Source organism: Lacrimispora sp. (assembly GCF_032078915.1).
Lineage (GTDB): Bacteria > Bacillota > Clostridia > Lachnospirales > Lachnospiraceae > Lacrimispora.
Genome location: NZ_DAMAUN010000108.1, coordinates 1 through 17,187, shown reverse-complemented (window position 1 = coordinate 17,187; position 17,187 = coordinate 1). Strand labels below are relative to the sequence as shown.

The 17,187-nt window shown below is 46.3% G+C and carries 17 protein-coding genes; 16 read left to right on the top strand and 1 reads right to left on the bottom strand.

The window, feature by feature from the left end; translation table 11 throughout:
• From RT269_RS26495 to RT269_RS26425, 15 genes are all read left to right on the top strand, one after another.
• The coding region (locus tag RT269_RS26495; protein ID WP_313187181.1) for a glycoside hydrolase family 3 C-terminal domain-containing protein at window positions 1-1,730 on the top strand (1,730 nt) is incomplete at its 5' end.
• 334 nt (window positions 1,731-2,064) lie between these two features.
• Complete coding sequence (locus RT269_RS26490; RefSeq protein ID WP_313187179.1) at window positions 2,065-2,787, top strand: bactofilin family protein; 723 nt, start codon at window positions 2,065-2,067, stop codon at window positions 2,785-2,787.
• A gap of 29 nt (window positions 2,788-2,816) precedes the next feature.
• Window positions 2,817-3,689 carry a M15 family metallopeptidase gene (locus RT269_RS26485; RefSeq protein ID WP_313187177.1) on the top strand — a complete coding sequence of 291 codons (873 nt, stop codon included), beginning with the start codon at window positions 2,817-2,819 and terminating at the stop codon, window positions 3,687-3,689.
• A gap of 100 nt (window positions 3,690-3,789) precedes the next feature.
• Window positions 3,790-4,062, top strand: coding sequence for a sporulation transcriptional regulator SpoIIID (spoIIID, locus tag RT269_RS26480; protein ID WP_013271108.1), 273 nt, complete (start codon window positions 3,790-3,792; stop codon window positions 4,060-4,062).
• A gap of 539 nt (window positions 4,063-4,601) precedes the next feature.
• Window positions 4,602-6,059, top strand: coding sequence for an aminotransferase class I/II-fold pyridoxal phosphate-dependent enzyme (locus tag RT269_RS26475; protein ID WP_313187175.1), 1,458 nt, complete (start codon window positions 4,602-4,604; stop codon window positions 6,057-6,059).
• A gap of 21 nt (window positions 6,060-6,080) precedes the next feature.
• On the top strand, window positions 6,081-6,938 hold the full coding sequence (gene speE / locus RT269_RS26470) for a polyamine aminopropyltransferase (protein WP_313187173.1): 858 nt from the start codon (window positions 6,081-6,083) through the stop codon (window positions 6,936-6,938).
• The gene (locus tag RT269_RS26465; RefSeq protein WP_313187171.1) at window positions 6,935-8,203 is read left to right on the top strand and encodes a saccharopine dehydrogenase family protein; all 1,269 of its coding nucleotides are present in this window, start codon (window positions 6,935-6,937) and stop codon (window positions 8,201-8,203) included. Before speE ends, RT269_RS26465 begins: the two co-directional genes overlap by 4 nt.
• A gap of 6 nt (window positions 8,204-8,209) precedes the next feature.
• Entirely contained in the window at window positions 8,210-9,331 is a 1,122-nt protein-coding gene (nspC, locus tag RT269_RS26460; RefSeq protein WP_313187169.1) for a carboxynorspermidine decarboxylase, read from the top strand.
• A 41-nt stretch (window positions 9,332-9,372) separates the two neighbouring features.
• Window positions 9,373-10,467 (top strand): agmatine deiminase, encoded by a 1,095-nt coding sequence (gene aguA, locus RT269_RS26455; protein ID WP_313187167.1) that lies wholly within the window; start codon window positions 9,373-9,375, stop codon window positions 10,465-10,467.
• 96 nt (window positions 10,468-10,563) lie between these two features.
• Window positions 10,564-11,445 (top strand): N-carbamoylputrescine amidase, encoded by an 882-nt coding sequence (aguB, locus tag RT269_RS26450; RefSeq protein ID WP_313187164.1) that lies wholly within the window; start codon window positions 10,564-10,566, stop codon window positions 11,443-11,445.
• A gap of 86 nt (window positions 11,446-11,531) precedes the next feature.
• Window positions 11,532-12,392: an AraC family transcriptional regulator gene (locus tag RT269_RS26445; protein ID WP_313187163.1), complete on the top strand. Its 861-nt coding sequence runs from the start codon at window positions 11,532-11,534 to the stop codon at window positions 12,390-12,392.
• 93 nt (window positions 12,393-12,485) lie between these two features.
• On the top strand, window positions 12,486-12,890 hold the full coding sequence (locus tag RT269_RS26440) for a protease complex subunit PrcB family protein (RefSeq protein WP_313187182.1): 405 nt from the start codon (window positions 12,486-12,488) through the stop codon (window positions 12,888-12,890).
• A gap of 149 nt (window positions 12,891-13,039) precedes the next feature.
• The gene (cysE, locus tag RT269_RS26435) at window positions 13,040-13,738 is read left to right on the top strand and encodes a serine O-acetyltransferase (protein WP_313187161.1); all 699 of its coding nucleotides are present in this window, start codon (window positions 13,040-13,042) and stop codon (window positions 13,736-13,738) included.
• A 121-nt stretch (window positions 13,739-13,859) separates the two neighbouring features.
• Window positions 13,860-15,431: an SPOCS domain-containing protein gene (locus RT269_RS26430; RefSeq protein WP_313187159.1), complete on the top strand. Its 1,572-nt coding sequence runs from the start codon at window positions 13,860-13,862 to the stop codon at window positions 15,429-15,431.
• Window positions 15,432-15,724: 293 nt separating this feature from the next.
• Window positions 15,725-15,970 carry a GIY-YIG nuclease family protein gene (locus RT269_RS26425; protein ID WP_313187157.1) on the top strand — a complete coding sequence of 82 codons (246 nt, stop codon included), beginning with the start codon at window positions 15,725-15,727 and terminating at the stop codon, window positions 15,968-15,970.
• A 50-nt stretch (window positions 15,971-16,020) separates the two neighbouring features.
• On the opposite strand, the gene trhA is transcribed toward RT269_RS26425, so the two are convergent.
• The gene (gene trhA, locus RT269_RS26420) at window positions 16,021-16,668 is read right to left on the bottom strand and encodes a PAQR family membrane homeostasis protein TrhA (protein ID WP_313187156.1); all 648 of its coding nucleotides are present in this window, start codon (window positions 16,666-16,668) and stop codon (window positions 16,021-16,023) included.
• A gap of 205 nt (window positions 16,669-16,873) precedes the next feature.
• Between trhA and RT269_RS26415 the strand changes: the two genes are divergently transcribed.
• Window positions 16,874-17,187 (top strand): nitroreductase family protein (locus RT269_RS26415; RefSeq protein ID WP_313187154.1); only part of this gene is annotated, 314 nt, incomplete at its 3' end.

Here is a 17,187-nt window from a genome sequence, read left to right as displayed (position 1 = left end):
TTATAGAGGGGCTGCAGGGAGATGACGAAAATTATATGAAGACCGCAGCCTGCGCCAAACATTTTGCGGTCCACTCAGGCCCGGAGGATGAGCGCCATTCCTTTAATGCTGTGGTGACAAAGCAAGATATGTTTGAAACCTATTTGCCTGCGTTTGAGGCCTGTGTAAAGGAAGGAAAGGTAGAGGCGGTTATGGGAGCCTATAACCGGACCAATGGGGAACCCTGCTGCGGAAGCAAGACCCTGCTTAAGGATATTTTGAGGACGGACTGGGGATTTGAAGGACATGTGACATCCGATTGCTGGGCAGTAAAGGATTTTCATGAACATCACGGAGTTACAGGTTCCGCTCTGGAATCTGTTGCCATGGCAATGGAAAATGGCTGTGATTTAAATTGCGGAAGCCTGTTTTTGTATCTGACGGAGGCAGTGAACCGGGGGCTAGTGTCTGAGGACCGGTTAAATGAAGCAGTTGAAAATCTGATGATGACCAGGCTGAAGCTTGGACTGTTTGAGGAGCCGGAAGCTGTGGAATACGATAAAATTACTTATGAGGACAATGATACCAGAGAGCATAAGGAGCTGAATTTTAAAGCTTCCAGAAAATCCTTCGTGCTGCTTAAAAATGAGGGGAATATGCTTCCTCTTGATAAGAGCAGTCTGAAAACCATTGGCATCATCGGACCCAACAGCGACAACCGAAAGGCACTTATAGGAAATTATGAGGGTACCGCTTCCAGATATTATACGATTTCCGAAGGAATCCAGGATTACGTTGGAGAAGACGTCCGTGTTATGGTCTCAGAAGGATGCCATTTATGTAAACCAAGGGTAAGCGGCCTGGGCCAGGAGAACGACCGGTTGTCAGAGGTTCGCGGAGTGTGTGAAGCAAGTGATGTAATCATTGCCTGCATGGGCCTGGATTCCAGTCTGGAAGGAGAAGAGGGGGACGAGGGAAATGAATATGCCAGCGGTGATAAGCCCAATTTGTCCCTTCCAGGATTGCAGGAACAAGTACTGGAGGAAATCTATAAGAGCGGAAAGCCTGTGGTTTTAGTGCTTTTATCCGGAAGCGCCCTTGATGTGTCCTGGGCAGATGCCCATATTCCTGCCATCATGGAAGGCTGGTACCCGGGAGCTCAGGGAGGCCGTGCTCTGGCTGCCGTGCTGTTTGGTGATTATTCGCCGGAAGGAAAGCTTCCCATTACCTTTTACAGGAGTACTGAGGAGCTTCCGGCCTTTACGGATTATTCCATGAAGGGCAGAACCTACCGATATATGGAGCAGGAGGCTCTCTATCCCTTTGGTTATGGGCTTTCCTACACAGATTTTTCTGTAAGGGATGTGTCCTTAAGCCAGGACCGCATAGGGGCAGGCGATACCTTAACCATAAAAGCGGTGTTAAAGAATGAGGGGCATAAGAAGGGGGCAGAAACCCTGCAGGTATATGTAAAATCCTGTGCGCCTCAGACACCCAATGCTCAGCTTAAGGCGCTTTTAAAGGCAGAGCTGGAACCAGGGGAGGAAAGAGAATTGCAGGCGACGCTTTCCGACAAAGCCTTTGCCTTAAGGGATGAACAAGGAGATCTGGTAATGGAAGCAGGAACATACAACGTGTACGTGGGAACGCAGCAGCCTGATAAACGGAGCCAGGAGCTTACAGGGAACGCACCGGTATGCATGACGGTATCCATAGACCAGCGTACCGTCCTGGAAAAATGCTGCATATAAAATAGCAGAAGATCCAAATCTGAGGTGCCTATGGCTGTTACAAAATGACGGAATTTAAAAGATTTGCATAAAATGTTGTATGGCGCTGTCTGCAGGCTTTAAAAGTCTGAGACAGCGTTTTTTGGTTACAAACCACAGAAATAGTAGGAAAAAAGTAAGTAAACTAAATTTTTCAGAAACAAAATGAAGAATTTCAGGTTAAACCATAAGATTTTTGTAAGAATTTTATGATAATCTACTTGTTTTTAATATCAAACTTTATTATAATATTACAGTATGTTAAAAACTGGGAAATATAGCATTATTATATAAGAATTGATACAAAGGAGGCCGTATGATCAAAAAACAAGAGAGCAATTTCAAAAAAGCTGTCAATGAATTGCTGGGTTATTCCTCGGAAGCAGAGGATGAGATCGATATTCCGGATGAAAAAGAGGAGCCACAGGTTGTGACGGAAGAAGGACCGGATGGGGAAGCGGCTTGGAGCCAGGCACAAAGCCCTGTTCAAAACTCATTTTATAACCCTGTCTATAATCAAAATCCAACTGCCAGCCAGAATCCTATGCGCATGACAGCCGAGACCAGTAAGGTATCTTCCTATACGGTAGAGACAAAGTCGTTATCGGTGGAAGCAATGAACCAGGTGTCTTCCAAAGTTGCGGTAATTACGGAGGATATGATTGTAAACGGTGACATTACCACACAGTCAGATTTGAATATTTTCGGTCAGGTGACCGGCAGCATCGCCTGCAGAGGTGATGTTCTAGTCATGGGACGGGTGACTGGGGATCTCTCCGGTATGAATGTACGGGTGGAAGGCGAGGTCAACGGAAACTTAACCGTGGATAAGCGGGTAGACGTAGGACCCGGCGGAAGGATCCAGGGAGATATAACGGCTTCCAGTGTTTTCAGCGAGGGCATCAGTGAGGGGGATATCAAAGCAGAAGACACCATTCATCTGGGCGGAAGTTCCGTTGTGTCCGGTAAGGTTTATGCCAAAGCATTTGCTATCATACAGGGAGCCAGAATCAAGGGTATGATGACTACCTACGATTGATAAGCGGCTGCCATGCCAGGGAGAATATCATGAACAAAAGAAAAAACAGCAGGCGCAAACCCTACTTTGGCAGCATCCGGTTTTTCCGGCATTTAATACTTACAACGATTGCATTACTTATTTTGATTCCTATGAGTCTGGCTGTATATTTTAAGGTACAGAACAAAAAACTGGAGAAGGAAAGCTACGGGCTTTACACTGAGAACTTAGCCCTTCAAAGCCGGGCAGATATGGCTGAGAACAGCGAGACCGTTAAGGAGAAGGAGCCGGTTCCGCTCACTTTAAGGAAATACGGAGAGATACTGGTGGATACAAGTTCCTGGGAACTGCTGCTCGTCAATGATACTCATCCAATTAACCCGGAATTTAAAGTGAAACTGGTTGAAGTACAGCCCGGCCAGAGTGTGGATGCACGGATCGCAAAAGATTTGCAGGACATGATGGCGGCGGCTGAAAACGCAGGATATCAGCTTCATATTTATTCTTCCTTCCGTGATTTAAAAAGGCAGCAGTCGCTTTTTAATGATTGTCTTAAGCGCCTTCAAGAGGAAGGCCTGGACTACCAGCAGTCATTTTATGAAAGCAAGGCAAGGCTCGCTTTGCCGGGAACCAGCGAGCATCAGACAGGACTTGCGGTAGATATTGCACCCAAGGCTTACTTTTATCTTGACGAGGAGCGGGGAGGGCAGAAAGAGGCCCAGTGGCTGGCTGAGAACTGCAGCCGGTTTGGTTTTGTGCTTCGCTATCCCAAGGATAAGGAGAATATTACAGGCATCCGTTATGAACCGGAGCATTTCCGCTACGTAGGGAAAACCATGGCAAAATTCCTTACAGAAAATGATTTGGTGCTGGAAGAATTTTATGAAATTCTGCAAAGCGGCACGCCTGAAAAAACGGATTAAAGGTCTTAAAAAATTTCATCTGTAATCAGAGGGGATAACCATTCATACTTGTTACTCCTCCTGCATAAGTATGTAAAAACGTCCTAGCAGGGGGATTTTCTTGAAGGAATATATTGAAGAACGCGCGGTTGCGATCGCCAACTACATCATAGACTATCATGCGACCGTGAGGCAGACAGCGAAGAAATTTGGGATTTCCAAATCTACGGTACATAAAGATGTTACGGACCGTTTGGAACACATTAATCCGTCCCTGGCAGCCCGGGCCAGGGTAATCCTTGATATTAACAAATCCGAGCGTCATATAAGAGGCGGCCTTGCCACCAAAGAGAAATACCAGCATCGCCTTCAGATGTGCAGCAAAAAGAATTGATAGGACAAAAAAGTGAAAAACAGCCGCTGATGGGAATAATAAAGATTCCCATCAGCGGCTGTTTTCAAGAAAATGTTAAATTTTTTATTGACATGTAGCAGTAAAATATGTTATTCTTTACCCCGATATGAAGAGACATTATCGTTTTCATACAAATATTGACCACTTCGTAAGAAGTTAAGCCCAGACGGACAGGCGGGTCAGCTGCCGAGCGTGGGAAACCACATTATTGATTGAGTTAAAAGCTCAAATTTTATAAGTTGATTACTTTATAATCCGTGCGAATGCACATCACTTGTGAAACGATCAATAATAGCAGGGACAACATATTTGCTATGTAGACTCGAAAACGATAATTGTCATGAATAAAAGACGGGCAAAATGCCCTTACTTGAACTATCATTCATGAAATTGCAGGCAGGTGATGAATTATCACCTGCCTTTTTGCTATGAAAAAATCTGCGCCAATTAGGCGACACTTACGTTTCAGCGACAAAAGAGGGAGCAATATTCCCGTGACAAGGAGAGGTAAGAGCCATATGAACAAAGAAGATCAGATGAGGGCGCCTATTTACGAAGCTCTTGAAACATTTCAAAAAAAGAGGGTAGTGCCCTTTGATGTGCCGGGCCATAAACGGGGGAGGGGAAATCCGGAACTTGCCCGCCTTTTGGGGGAACGGTGCGTCGGACTTGATGTAAATTCCATGAAGCCTCTTGATAATCTATGCCATCCGGTGTCTGTGATCCGGGAGGCGGAACGGCTGACAGCAGATGCTTTTGGGGCAGCAGATGCATTTTTGATGGTGGGAGGAACCACATCGGCTGTGCAGAGCATGATCCTGTCTGTCTGCAAGGCAGGGGATAAGATCATTCTTCCAAGAAATGTCCATAGAAGCGCCTTAAATGCTTTAGTATTGTGCGGGGCGGTTCCGATTTATGTAAACCCAGAAGTAAACAGCATGCTTGGCATTTCCCTTGGCATGGAGATCGGCCAGGTGGAAAAGGCAATTATGGAAAATCCCGATGCAGTGGCGGTATTTGTTAACAATCCCACCTATTACGGAATCTGTTCTGATATCCGCTCCATTGTCCGGCTGGCCCATGCCCACGGGATGAAGGTTCTGGCTGATGAAGCCCATGGTACCCATCTCTATTTTGGAAAGGGGCTTCCGGTTTCCGCCATGGAAGCGGGTGCGGATATGTCGGCGGTCTCCATGCACAAGTCAGGAGGAAGCTTAACACAAAGCTCCCTGCTTCTTTTAAACAAAGGAGTGAACGGGGATTACGTGCGTCAGATCATAAACTTAACCCAGACCACCAGCGCCTCCTACCTGCTTTTGTCAAGCCTTGACATATCAAGAAGGAATCTTGCTCTGCGGGGGGAAGAATCCTTTGCAAAGGTGGTGGATATGGCAGAATATGCCAGGGGAGAGATCAATTCCATCGGCGGTTATTATGCTTATGGAAGAGATTTAATCAATGGAACCAGCATTTTTGATTACGATGTGACAAAGCTTTCTGTTTATACCCTGGGAAATGGGCTGGCTGGAATTGAGGTCTATGATCTGCTCCGGGATGAATATGATATCCAGATCGAATTCGGGGATATCTGCAACCTCCTTGCCTACATATCCATCGGCGACCGGATTCAGGATATTGAACGTCTGGTGGGAGCGCTGGCAGATATTGAACGCCTTTACAAAAAGGACCGGACGGGAATGCTGTCAGGAGAATACATTGCCCCCAAAGTGGCAGTATCGCCTCAGAAAGCATTTTATTCCCCAAAGGTATCTGTACCGGTAGGGGAATCTTCAGGAAGGATAAGCGGCGAGTTTGTTATGTGCTATCCACCGGGTATACCTATCCTGGCGCCGGGAGAGATGATTAGGCCAGAGATCGTGGAGTACATCATTTATGCCAGAGAAATTGGCTGTTCCATGCAGGGAACCGAGGATCCATCAGTAGAACGGCTGATGGTATTAAAGGAACAGATCTAAGAAGGGGAGAGGTAGGAAAAGATGGAGATATGGTTTTCAAAATTTCACACTTCCAATGTGAAGCTTTCGGTGCGAATCGATAAACAGCTTTTTTCCGGTGAAAGTGAATACCAGAGAATAGACGTGTTCGAATCCCAGGAATTTGGAAAGTTTGTGTCTTTAGATGGAGATATTGTTTTTTCTGAAAAGGATGAGTTTATTTACGATGAGATGGTGACCCATGTTCCCATGGCAGTCCATCCAAATGTTAAGGATGTGCTGATCATCGGCGGAGGAGACGGAGGGGTGGCAAAGGAGCTTTTGCAGTACCCGTTCATTCAGTCCATTGATGTGGTTGAGACGGATAAACTGTTTGTAGACGTGTGCCGGGATATATTTCCTGAAGTATCCTGCGGTCTTTCTGATCCCAGGGTCAAGGTATATTATGATGACGGGCTCCGTTTCTTAAGAAGCAAGAAAGAGGAATATGACCTTATCATCAATGATTCCACGGATCCTTTCGGACATACGGAGGGGCTTTTCACCAAGGAATTTTACGGCAGCTGCTATAAGGCGCTGCGAAGCGATGGAATCATGGTCTATCAGCATGGAAGTCCTTTTTACGATGAGGATGAGGCGGCGTGCAGGAGCATGCACCGGAAGGTATTCCGTTCCTTCCCCATAAGCCGGGTTTATCAGGCCCATATTCCCACCTGCCCGTCGGGCTACTGGCTGTTTGGGTTCGCTTCAAAAAAGTATCATCCCATCAATGATTTTAAGCCTGATCTATGGAATCAGTTAAAAATTGAAACCTGGTACTATACAACCAATCTTCATACAGGCGCTTTCATGCTGCCTAAATACGTGGAAGATTTACTGAAAGAGGAGGAAAAGGAATGAGCAGATTATTGATTATCGGTTGTGGAGGGGTTGCTTCTGTGGCAATCCGGAAATGCTGCCAGAACAGCGAGGTGTTTACAGACATTTGTATCGCAAGCAGGACAAAGGAGAAATGCGATGCCTTAAAGGATAAGCTTGCGGGGACAACAAAGACAAGAATTGAAACAGCTAAGGTTGATGCGGATCATGTGGAAGAGGTAATTGCCCTCATAAAGGATTTCAAGCCGGATGCCGTATTAAATGTGGCTCTTCCCTATCAGGATCTAACCATCATGGATGCATGTCTTGCAGCAGGGGTAGATTACATTGATACCGCTAACTTTGAGCCTGAGAATACGGATGATCCGGAGTGGAGAGCGATCTATGAGAAGCGTTGTGAAGAACTCGGGTTTACCGCTCTTTTTGATTATTCCTGGCAGTGGGATTACAAGGAGCGCTTTGAGAATGCAGGTATTACCGCATTGCTTGGAAGCGGGTTCGATCCTGGAGTTACCAGTGTGTTTTCTGCTTATGCCTTAAAGCACTATTTTGACGAGATTCATACCATTGATATTTTAGACTGCAACGGAGGAGATCATGGGTATCCCTTTGCAACTAACTTTAACCCTGAAATCAACTTAAGGGAAGTATCCTCTAACGGTTCCTATTGGGAGGATGGCCGCTGGATCGAGACAGAGCCAATGGAGATTAAATCCAAATACAATTTCCCTGAGGTTGGAGAAAAGGACATGTACCTGCTTCATCATGAGGAGATCGAATCCCTGGCAAAAAACATTCCCGGGGTAAAGAGGATCCGTTTCTTCATGACCTTTGGACAGAGCTATTTGACCCATATGAAGTGCCTGGAAAATGTAGGCATGCTTTCCACCTCCCCCGTGGAGTTTAATGGGCAGGAAATCGTGCCCATTCAGTTTTTAAAGGCCCTGCTTCCGGATCCGGCTTCCCTTGGCCCCAGAACCAAAGGAAAGACAAATATTGGATGCATCTTTACGGGTGTAAAGGATGGAAAGGAAAAGACCATTTACATCTACAACGTATGCGATCATGAGGAATGCTATAAAGAGGTGGAATCCCAGGCGATTTCCTATACCACCGGAGTTCCGGCCATGATCGGAAGCCTGATGGTATTAACCGGCCAATGGAAAAAGCCGGGAGTATTTAATGTGGAAGAGTTTGACCCGGATCCCTATATGGAGGCTTTAAACAAATGGGGGCTTCCGTGGGTGGTATGTGAAGACCCGGAAACTGTTACGGTATGGAGATAGGAGAAAATGAGGATCGAGGAGCTTAAAACCCCCTGTTATGTGATCGACGAGGGAAAACTGGAGAAAAATTTAAAAATCCTTAGCCAGGTAAAAGAAAATACCGGGTGCAGGATCCTGTTGGCACAGAAGGCATTTTCCTGCTTTGCGGAGTACCCTCTCATCGGTAAGTATCTTGACGGAACTACGGCCAGCGGGCTTTATGAAGCCAGGCTGGGGAAAGAGGAGATGGGGCTTGAAAATCACGTTTTTGCTCCTGCGTATAAGGAAGAGGACTTTAAAGAGCTGGTGAAGATCTGCGATCATATTGTATTTAACTCTTTTTCCCAGTTGGAGAAGTATAAAAATGCTTTAGACGGAGTAAGTGCCGGCATCCGGATCAATCCCCAGTGCTCCACTCAGGAAGGCCATGAAATCTATGACCCCTGTGCGCCAGGATCAAGGCTTGGCGTATCCATTGACAACTTTAAGGAGGAGTGGCTGCCCTGGATTTCAGGGCTCCATTTCCACACCTTATGTGAGCAGAATTCAGATGATTTAAAAAAGACCCTGGATGCCGTGGAGGAAAAATTCGGGAAGTATTTATCCGGACTGTCCTGGCTGAACATGGGCGGAGGACATCATATTACCAGAGAGGATTACGACATCGGGCTGCTGGAAGCCTGCATTAAGAGAATGCAGGAGAAGTATGGTCTTCAGATTTATCTGGAACCTGGAGAGGCGGTGGCACTTCATGCAGGATATCTGGTGACAGAGGTCATGGATGTGGTGGATAACGGGATAAAGACTTTGATCCTTGATGCTTCCGCAGCCTGCCATATGCCTGATGTGCTGGAGATGCCGTACCGTCCGCCCTTAAAGGACAGCGGTGAACCGGGAGAAAAGGCTTTTACCTACCGGCTGTCCTCCTGCACCTGTCTGGCAGGGGACGTGATCGGTGACTATTCCTTTGACAGGGAAATAAAGCCTGGAGATAAGCTGTATTTTATGGATATGGCCATCTATTCCATGGTGAAGAACAACACCTTTAACGGGATGCCCCTTCCTGCCATCGCTGCCATGGATCAAGAAGGAGACTGCCGTGTTATAAAAAGGTTCGGCTATGAGGATTTTAAGAACAGGCTGGCCTAGGAGTTACAAGCATATCCCCATGATTCTTTAGGAGACAAACTATGGAAAAATTAAAAAGTTTCCCGGCGGCGGATGGATTTTACATGCCGGGGGAATTTGAGCCTCATCGGGGCTGTATCATGATCTGGCCCAGGCGGCCCGGCTCCTGGCCTTTTGGGGCCGGGGAGGCCAGGAAAGCCTTTGCAGAAATCGCAGAGGCCATTGCAGACAGTGAGCAGGTGATCATGCTGGCGGAGCCTGATGTGAAGGAAAACGCCAGAGAGATGCTTTCGGACCGGATCCAGGTGGTTGTTATGGAATCTGACGACGCATGGGCAAGAGATGTGGGGCCTACTTTTGTGATCAATAAGGATCGTAAGGTCAGGGGCATCGACTGGCAGTTTAATGCCTGGGGAGGAACGTTTGACGGGCTGTATCCGGACTGGCAAAAGGATGATCTTCTTGCAGGGCGGTTCTGTGAGCTTTTTGGCTATCCGGTTTATGATGCAGGGCATTTTGTACTGGAGGGAGGTTCCATTCACTCGGATGGGGAAGGTACGCTTTTGGTGACGGAAGCCTGTCTTTTAAGTGGCGGACGGAATCCGTCTCTTTCTAAGCTTCAGATTGAAGAACAGCTGAAACGTTATCTGGGGGCTGTTAAGGTCATCTGGCTGAAAGCAGGCATCTATCAGGATGAAACCAATGAGCACGTGGATAATGTCTGTGCATTTGTCCGGCCGGGGGAAGTGGTGTTAGCCTGGACGGATGATGAGGATGATCCTCAGTATGACATGTCTCTGGCCGATTTAAGGATACTGGAACAGGAAACAGATGCAGCAGGAAGGAATTTTAAGATTCACAAGCTTCCCATACCTAAGAAACCGGTCTGCATTATGAAAGCGGAGCTTTCAGGCTTTTCCTTTGAACCGGGAGAGGATGAGAGGGAGGCCGGAGAGCGCCTGGCTGCCAGCTATGTGAATTTTTATATATCCAATGGAGGGGTGATTGTTCCCCAGTTTGGGGATGTTCATGATTCAGAGGCAGTACGGATATTAGGGGAGTGCTTCCCTGAGAGAAGAATCTATCCGGTGTATGCAAGAGATATTATTGTAGGAGGCGGAAACATTCACTGCATTACACAACAAATTCCGTTGTAGTCCGGCTGTGCCATTCATAGATCGGCGGTCCGGACTCCGCTGGATGATTCATGTCAGGCGTCCGCACGATAGAAACCATACCGGAAGGAGAATTTCATGAGAGAGGTAACAGTAGCGGCAGTTCAGATGAGATGCTGCGATGACGTTAAGAAAAATATTGCAAATGCGGAAAGACTGGTAAGGCAGGCAGCAGGGGAAGGGGCAAAGGTCATTCTCCTTCCGGAACTGTTTGAACGGCAATACTTCTGCCAGGAGAGACAGTATGACTTTTATGAATATGCAGAACCGGCAGAAGAGAACCAGGCGGTAAAGCATTTCGCCGGGATTGCGGCTGAGCTTAAAGTGGTGCTTCCCATCAGCTTTTATGAGCGGTCAGGAAATACCATGTTTAATTCAGCCGCAGTTCTTGACGGAGATGGGACAAATCTTGGAATATACCGGAAAACCCATATTCCCGATGATCATTACTATCAGGAAAAGTTTTATTTCACTCCCGGGGACACCGGCTTTCAGGTATTTAATACCATGTACGGGAAAATCGGTGTAGGGATCTGCTGGGATCAGTGGTTTCCGGAGACAGCAAGGTGCTTAGGGTTACTGGGAGCGGAGCTGATCTTATATCCTACTGCCATTGGAAGCGAACCTATCCTGGAATGCGACAGCATGGAGCACTGGAGGCGCTGCATGCAGGGACATGCTGCTTCCAATATCATTCCAGTCATAGCGGCTAACCGGATTGGAGTGGAATCCGTTGTTCCCTGTATGTCAAACGGGAATCAAAGCTCCTCTCTTAAATTTTATGGCTCTTCCTTTATTACGGATAATACCGGGGCTGTCATAGCTTCTATGGGCCGGGAGGAAGAAGGCGTGATATGCGCTTCCTTTGATCTGGATCAGATGATGACTGACAGGAGAAACTGGGGGCTTTTCCGTGACCGCAGGCCGGAAATGTACGGGGGAATCACAGGAAAATCTTAAACTCACCTTTTTGTGCAGGAAAAGTTGCGTTAATATTCTGTAAGTATATTATGCTGAAGCTATCAAAGAGAGCGGGAGGTAAGAGAGTGGATTGGCTGGATAAAATGAACGGGGCTCTGAACTACATTGAAGATAATTTAAGCGGAGAGATTCATCTGGAGGAAGCGGCCAGACGGGCCTGCTGTTCCAGCTTTAATTTCCAACGGATGTTTTCATTTATGGCAGATGTATCCCTGGCGGACTACATCAGAAGACGGCGGCTCTCCCAGGCAGCTATGGAGCTTCTGACCACAGAGGAAAAGGTCATTGACGTTGCCTTAACGTATGGATACGAGTCGCCGGTTTCCTTTGCCAGGGCATTTTATGCTGTGCACGGCATAAATCCCAGCGAGGTGAGAAAATCCGGAAGGAAGATCAAAGCTTATCCCCGCATCTCCTTTGAAATAACCATTAAAGGAGTGGAGGCTATGAATTATTGCGTAAAAGAGTTGGGAGAATTCCGGCTGGTAGGAATTAAAGAAAGAATGTACATGAACAATGAAGAGAATTTTAAACGGATTCCGAAGTTCTGGAATGAGACCTGCAGCCAGGGAAGGTACGAGGAAATACTGAAATTTAATGATAACCAGGATCTGTTTTCCATGGGGGTGTGCACCAATTCTGATGATAATGGATTCGATTACTACATTGCCACCGGATCAAATCAGGAGATACCGGAAGATATGGATGAACTTTTGGTACCAGCCGGTACGTACGTGATCTTTGAATGCGTTGGCAGGATGCCGGAGGGACAGCAAAACGTATGGAGGCGGATCTTTACAGAGTGGTTTCCATCCTCCGGTTATGAGATAATTGACGGACCGCAGCTGGAATGGTATTCCAACGGGGATATGACTTCAGAGGAATATAAGAGCGAAATTTGGATCCCAGTCCGTAAAAAAGCGTAAATCCCTTCATAAAATCCGTTCCTTCCCCATATATATAGTAATAATTAATAAGTTGGGGAGTGTGCTATGAAGAGACTGTTAAGCAGAAAATGGATGATTTTTTTCGGCCTGGCCATGTGGGTACTGGTAGTACGTACCTTAAGCGGGTGTACTTTAAACAAGGATAGTGGTGATAAGGTGCGGGATCTGGAATTTACCGTGGTAGCTGACGCAGATATTCCGCAGGAACTTAGTCAGATCATTGCTGAGAAGCAGCAGTCACCTTTTAAGCTGACCTACAGCGATGATCAGAATCTTTACATAGTGGTTGGTTTCGGAAAGCAGGCCGGCGGGGGATATAGCATCGCAGTCAATGACCTTTACCTGACAGATAATTCCATTGTCCTGGATACGGAACTGATCGGACCGGAAAAGGGAGAGAATACGGGGACAGAACCCTCTTATCCCTTCATCGTCATTAAAACGGAGATGTCAGAGCTTCCGGTAGTGTTTCAGTAGAAAAGAAGTTGAAATAGCCGTTCCGCAGATGGCAAAAGCGGGACGGCTGTTTTTGTGGCAGATAAAACGTAAATTCCCCTTTTTTCTTAAGCTGTCATATGATATACTACTTCAAATAGGAAAAGGCAGTAAAGAGAAGGAAGGGTAATATGATATTAAAGGATATATGGCTTGATGTTACGGCAGTAAAAGAGCGGGATCCGGCGGCCAGAAGCAAGCTTGAAGTGCTTTTGCTCTATCAGGGAGTCCATGCATTGATCTGGCATCGATTTGCCCACTGGTTTTACCAGCACAAGATGTTTTTTTTAGCCAGGTTTATTTCCCAGCTGGCAAGATTTTTTACACTGATCGAGATTCATCCCGGCGCACAGCTGGGGCATGGGATTTTAATTGACCATGGCAGCGGAGTGGTGATCGGAGAAACTACGGTGGTAGGAGATAATTGTACGATATACCAGGGAGTGACTTTAGGCGGCGTGGGACTTAATAAGGGAAAGCGTCATCCCACTCTTGGTAATAATGTGACCGTGGGAGCAGGAGCTAAGATTCTGGGCTCCTTTGAGGTAGGAGATAATTGTACCATAGCGGCAAATGCCGTGCTTTTAAAGACTTTGGAGAGCAACGTAACAGCGGTCGGAATTCCCGCCCGCCCGATTAAGGTCGATGGTGTGCCCCTTCCCAAGAAGGAAAACAATCTGGTGACCATGGATCATTACTGCAAGATGGAAGAGCGGGTCAAGGAATTGGAAGAAACGCTGTCTAAGCTGCAGACAGAGCTGTCTTCCTATCGGAAAAAAGAGGAATCCGTTCAGGCGGAGGCATCTTTGGAGGGGAAAATTGAGGAATAGAAGGGCTAAAACTCTCTTGTATTTCAGGAAGTCCGGGAATGATAACAAAAAAAGTATAATGAAACATGCACCTGCATAAACTTTCTTAAAGGAATAAAGAAGGTAAGGCAGGTGCTTTTTTATGTTGGAGCTGGTGAAGAAAAACATACATATGAATCGTTGGAAAGGATATGCCACGTCCCAGATTACTCTTGACGATGACTTCATCGTCCCGGACAGTATGGATGATGTGGATCAGATTATTTTAAGTTCCGGCGATATTACCATTGATTCCGTTAAGGTTCAGACAGAACGGGTCATGGTCCGGGGCAAGCTGGACTTTATGAATCTCTTCCGGGGAGCGGAAGGAGGGCTTCAGACCCTTTCAGGAAGCATTAACTTTGAGGAACCCATCAATGTCCCCGGACTGGAGGAGAAGGATTACGTCCAGCTGGGGTGGGATCTTGAGGATTTAAACGCTGGGCTCATTAATTCCAGGAAGCTGAGCGTTAAGTCGATTGTATCACTTAAGGTAAAGGTGGAAACTGCGGGCGATATAAACGCTGCCGTGGAAGTGGACACGGGAGGCTCAGCATTAGATATGCCAATGGTGGAAACCCTTCGCCGCAATCTGGATGTTGCCTCCATTGCTCTCCGCCACAAGGATACGTTCCGCATCAAGGATACGGTCACTCTGTCAGGAAATAAGCCAAACATTGATCACGTTTTATGGACCGAAATGAAGTTAAGAGGCGTTTCCTTAAGGCCCATGGATGGAAAAATGATGCTTGACGGGGAATTGTTAGTCTTTGTCATTTACCAGGGAGAAGGGGAAGGCGCGCCCATCCAGTGGGTAGAAGAGAGCCTTCCGTTTTCAGGGGAACTGGCTGTTCCGGATATGACTGAGGATATGGTTCCTGTGGTCACAGTCCACATAATCCATAAGGATATTGAGGCAAAACCGGATTCAGACGGCGAGATGCGGGAAATGGATATGGATTCAGTTCTTGAGCTGGATATGAAGCTTTACAAGGAAGAGAATTTGGAGCTGCTCAGCGATATATATTCCACCAACAGGGAATTGACGCTGCAGACGGAGGAAGCTCTTTTTGATAAGATCCTGACGAAAAATATGAGCAGATGCAAGGTTGTAGAAAAGCTCAGCCTGGATCAGGCGGACCGGATCCTTCAAATATGCCACAGTGAAGGAACTGTTAAAATCGATGACACGGAAATCAGGGAGGACGGCCTTCATGTGGAAGGCGTTTTAGAGGTGCGGATCCTTTATATGACTTCTGATGATGCCCAGCCTATCCAGTCAACAGTAGAAGATATTCCGTTCCATTTCCTGATTGAGGCCCCGGGAATCAATGAGCAGACGGTTTGCCAGTTGAATCCGGGTTTAGAGCAGCTTAGTGCGGTTATGATGGGCGGAGGAACCGTTGAAGTAAAGTCGACCATTTCCCTTGACTTACTGGCCTTGCAGCCGATCCGTGAGCAGATCATCACAAACGCGTTGGAATCACCCATGGATCTAAACAACTTGCAGAAGCTTCCCGGAATCGTGGGATATATTGTGCAGCCTGAGGATTCCCTCTGGAATATCGCTAAAAAGTTCCATACAACCATTGATACCATTATAGCGACCAATGGATTGACGGATAAATCCGTAAGACCGGGTGACCGGCTGATTCTTGTGAAGGAATTGGCATAATTTTATTCAATAAAGTGCCAGGCAGAAGGGATCGCTTTTGCCTGGCATAATTGATTATGCCACTGAATGATTTTTTTAAAAAAGGGTATGATAAAGATTGCTATTCACATATCAGCTTGCCCTGTTATATAATATACTATAGCTGAGCTATAGCTTCAACCATCGATGGCGCCAAAACGCATCCAGCTGGTGCTTAAGATAGATGACAGGTTACCCTGGACGGTAGTGACGTATTGCAAGGCGTTATTACCGTTTACATACCCTGAATTTCCTGATACCGGAGAAGAAAGAACATGAATTATACCTATATTTTAAGATGTGCAGATGATACCCTGTATTGCGGCTGGACAAACCACTTAGAGAAGCGTTTAATAGCCCATAACCAGGGAAAAGGGGCCAAATACACAAAAGCCCGCAGACCTGTGGTTCTGGTTTACTGGGAGGAGTTTTCCACAAAAGAAGAAGCCATGCGGAGGGAAGCCGCCATTAAAAAACTTACCAGGAAGGACAAGCTAAAACTGATGGGAGAAATTGTATAAGAAAAACCGTCAAGGCCGCGGGTATGCGGGACTGACGGTTTTTTCCGGTGCTATGCAACAAAATGGTACATCAAAATATAATGGCATAAGCTTCCGCCCATGACGAATAGGTGAAAGATCTCGTGGGATCCGAAGCTTTTATGCTTAGCATTGAAAAGAGGAAGCTTCAGAGCATAGATAATGCCGCCTATAGTATAGATGATGCCTCCGGCAAGCAGCCATAGAAATCCGGCAGAAGAAAGGGTTTCCGTAATCTTTGAATATGCCAGAATGCAGACCCAGCCCATGGCAATGTAGAGGCTGGAGGAAAACCATTTGGGGCACATAATAAAACAGGCTTTTATGATGATTCCCGAAATGGCAATGCCCCAAACCAAAGCAAGCAGGCTCCAGCCGGTCTTATCTCCCAGAACGATCAGGCAGATTGGCGTGTACGTTCCTGCAATCAGGATGAAAATCATCATATGATCTATTTTTTTCAGCAGACGGTTGATTTTCGGTGAGACATCAAGAGTATGGTAGATGGTGCTGGCTGCGTAAAGAAAAACCATACTGATGATAAAAACCGTTAAGGCGGCCAGATGGAGCCCCCCGTCGGAAGAAGCTTTAATAAGCAGTGGGATTGCGGCAATAAGCGCCAGTATCATGGCGATAAAATGTGTGAGAGCACTGACCGGATCTTTAATTTTAATTTCCATGGAAATCCTCCTTGTAGAATACAAAAACTTTTGATGTAGTAATCAATACTATGTATTGCATTTTTATATACTATACACTTTGCGTGGGAAAAATGCAATAGTTTTTTAAATATAAAATTATAAAAAGAGGTTTGCCATAATTGGAACAATAAAATATAATGAATAGATAAAATGAAATTTATAAAAAGAAAGGTATGACCGCCCTATGAATCAGACGATAAAAGAACTTAAGGAAAGAAAATCTGTCCGTGTATATGAGGACCGGGCCATTGAACCGGAGAAAAAAGCGGCTATTATAGAGGCGGCCCTTCAGGCACCTACCGCAGGAAACATGACCCTGTATTCCATTATTGATGTAACGGATCAGGAGCGGAAGGAAACCCTGTCAGTAACCTGCGATAACCAGCCATTTATTGCAAAGGCACCGCTGGTTCTGGTTTTTGTCGCAGATTATCAGAGGTGGTACGAGCTGTTCTGCCACTATGAAGAAGAGGTCCGCCATCCTGGACTTGGAGATCT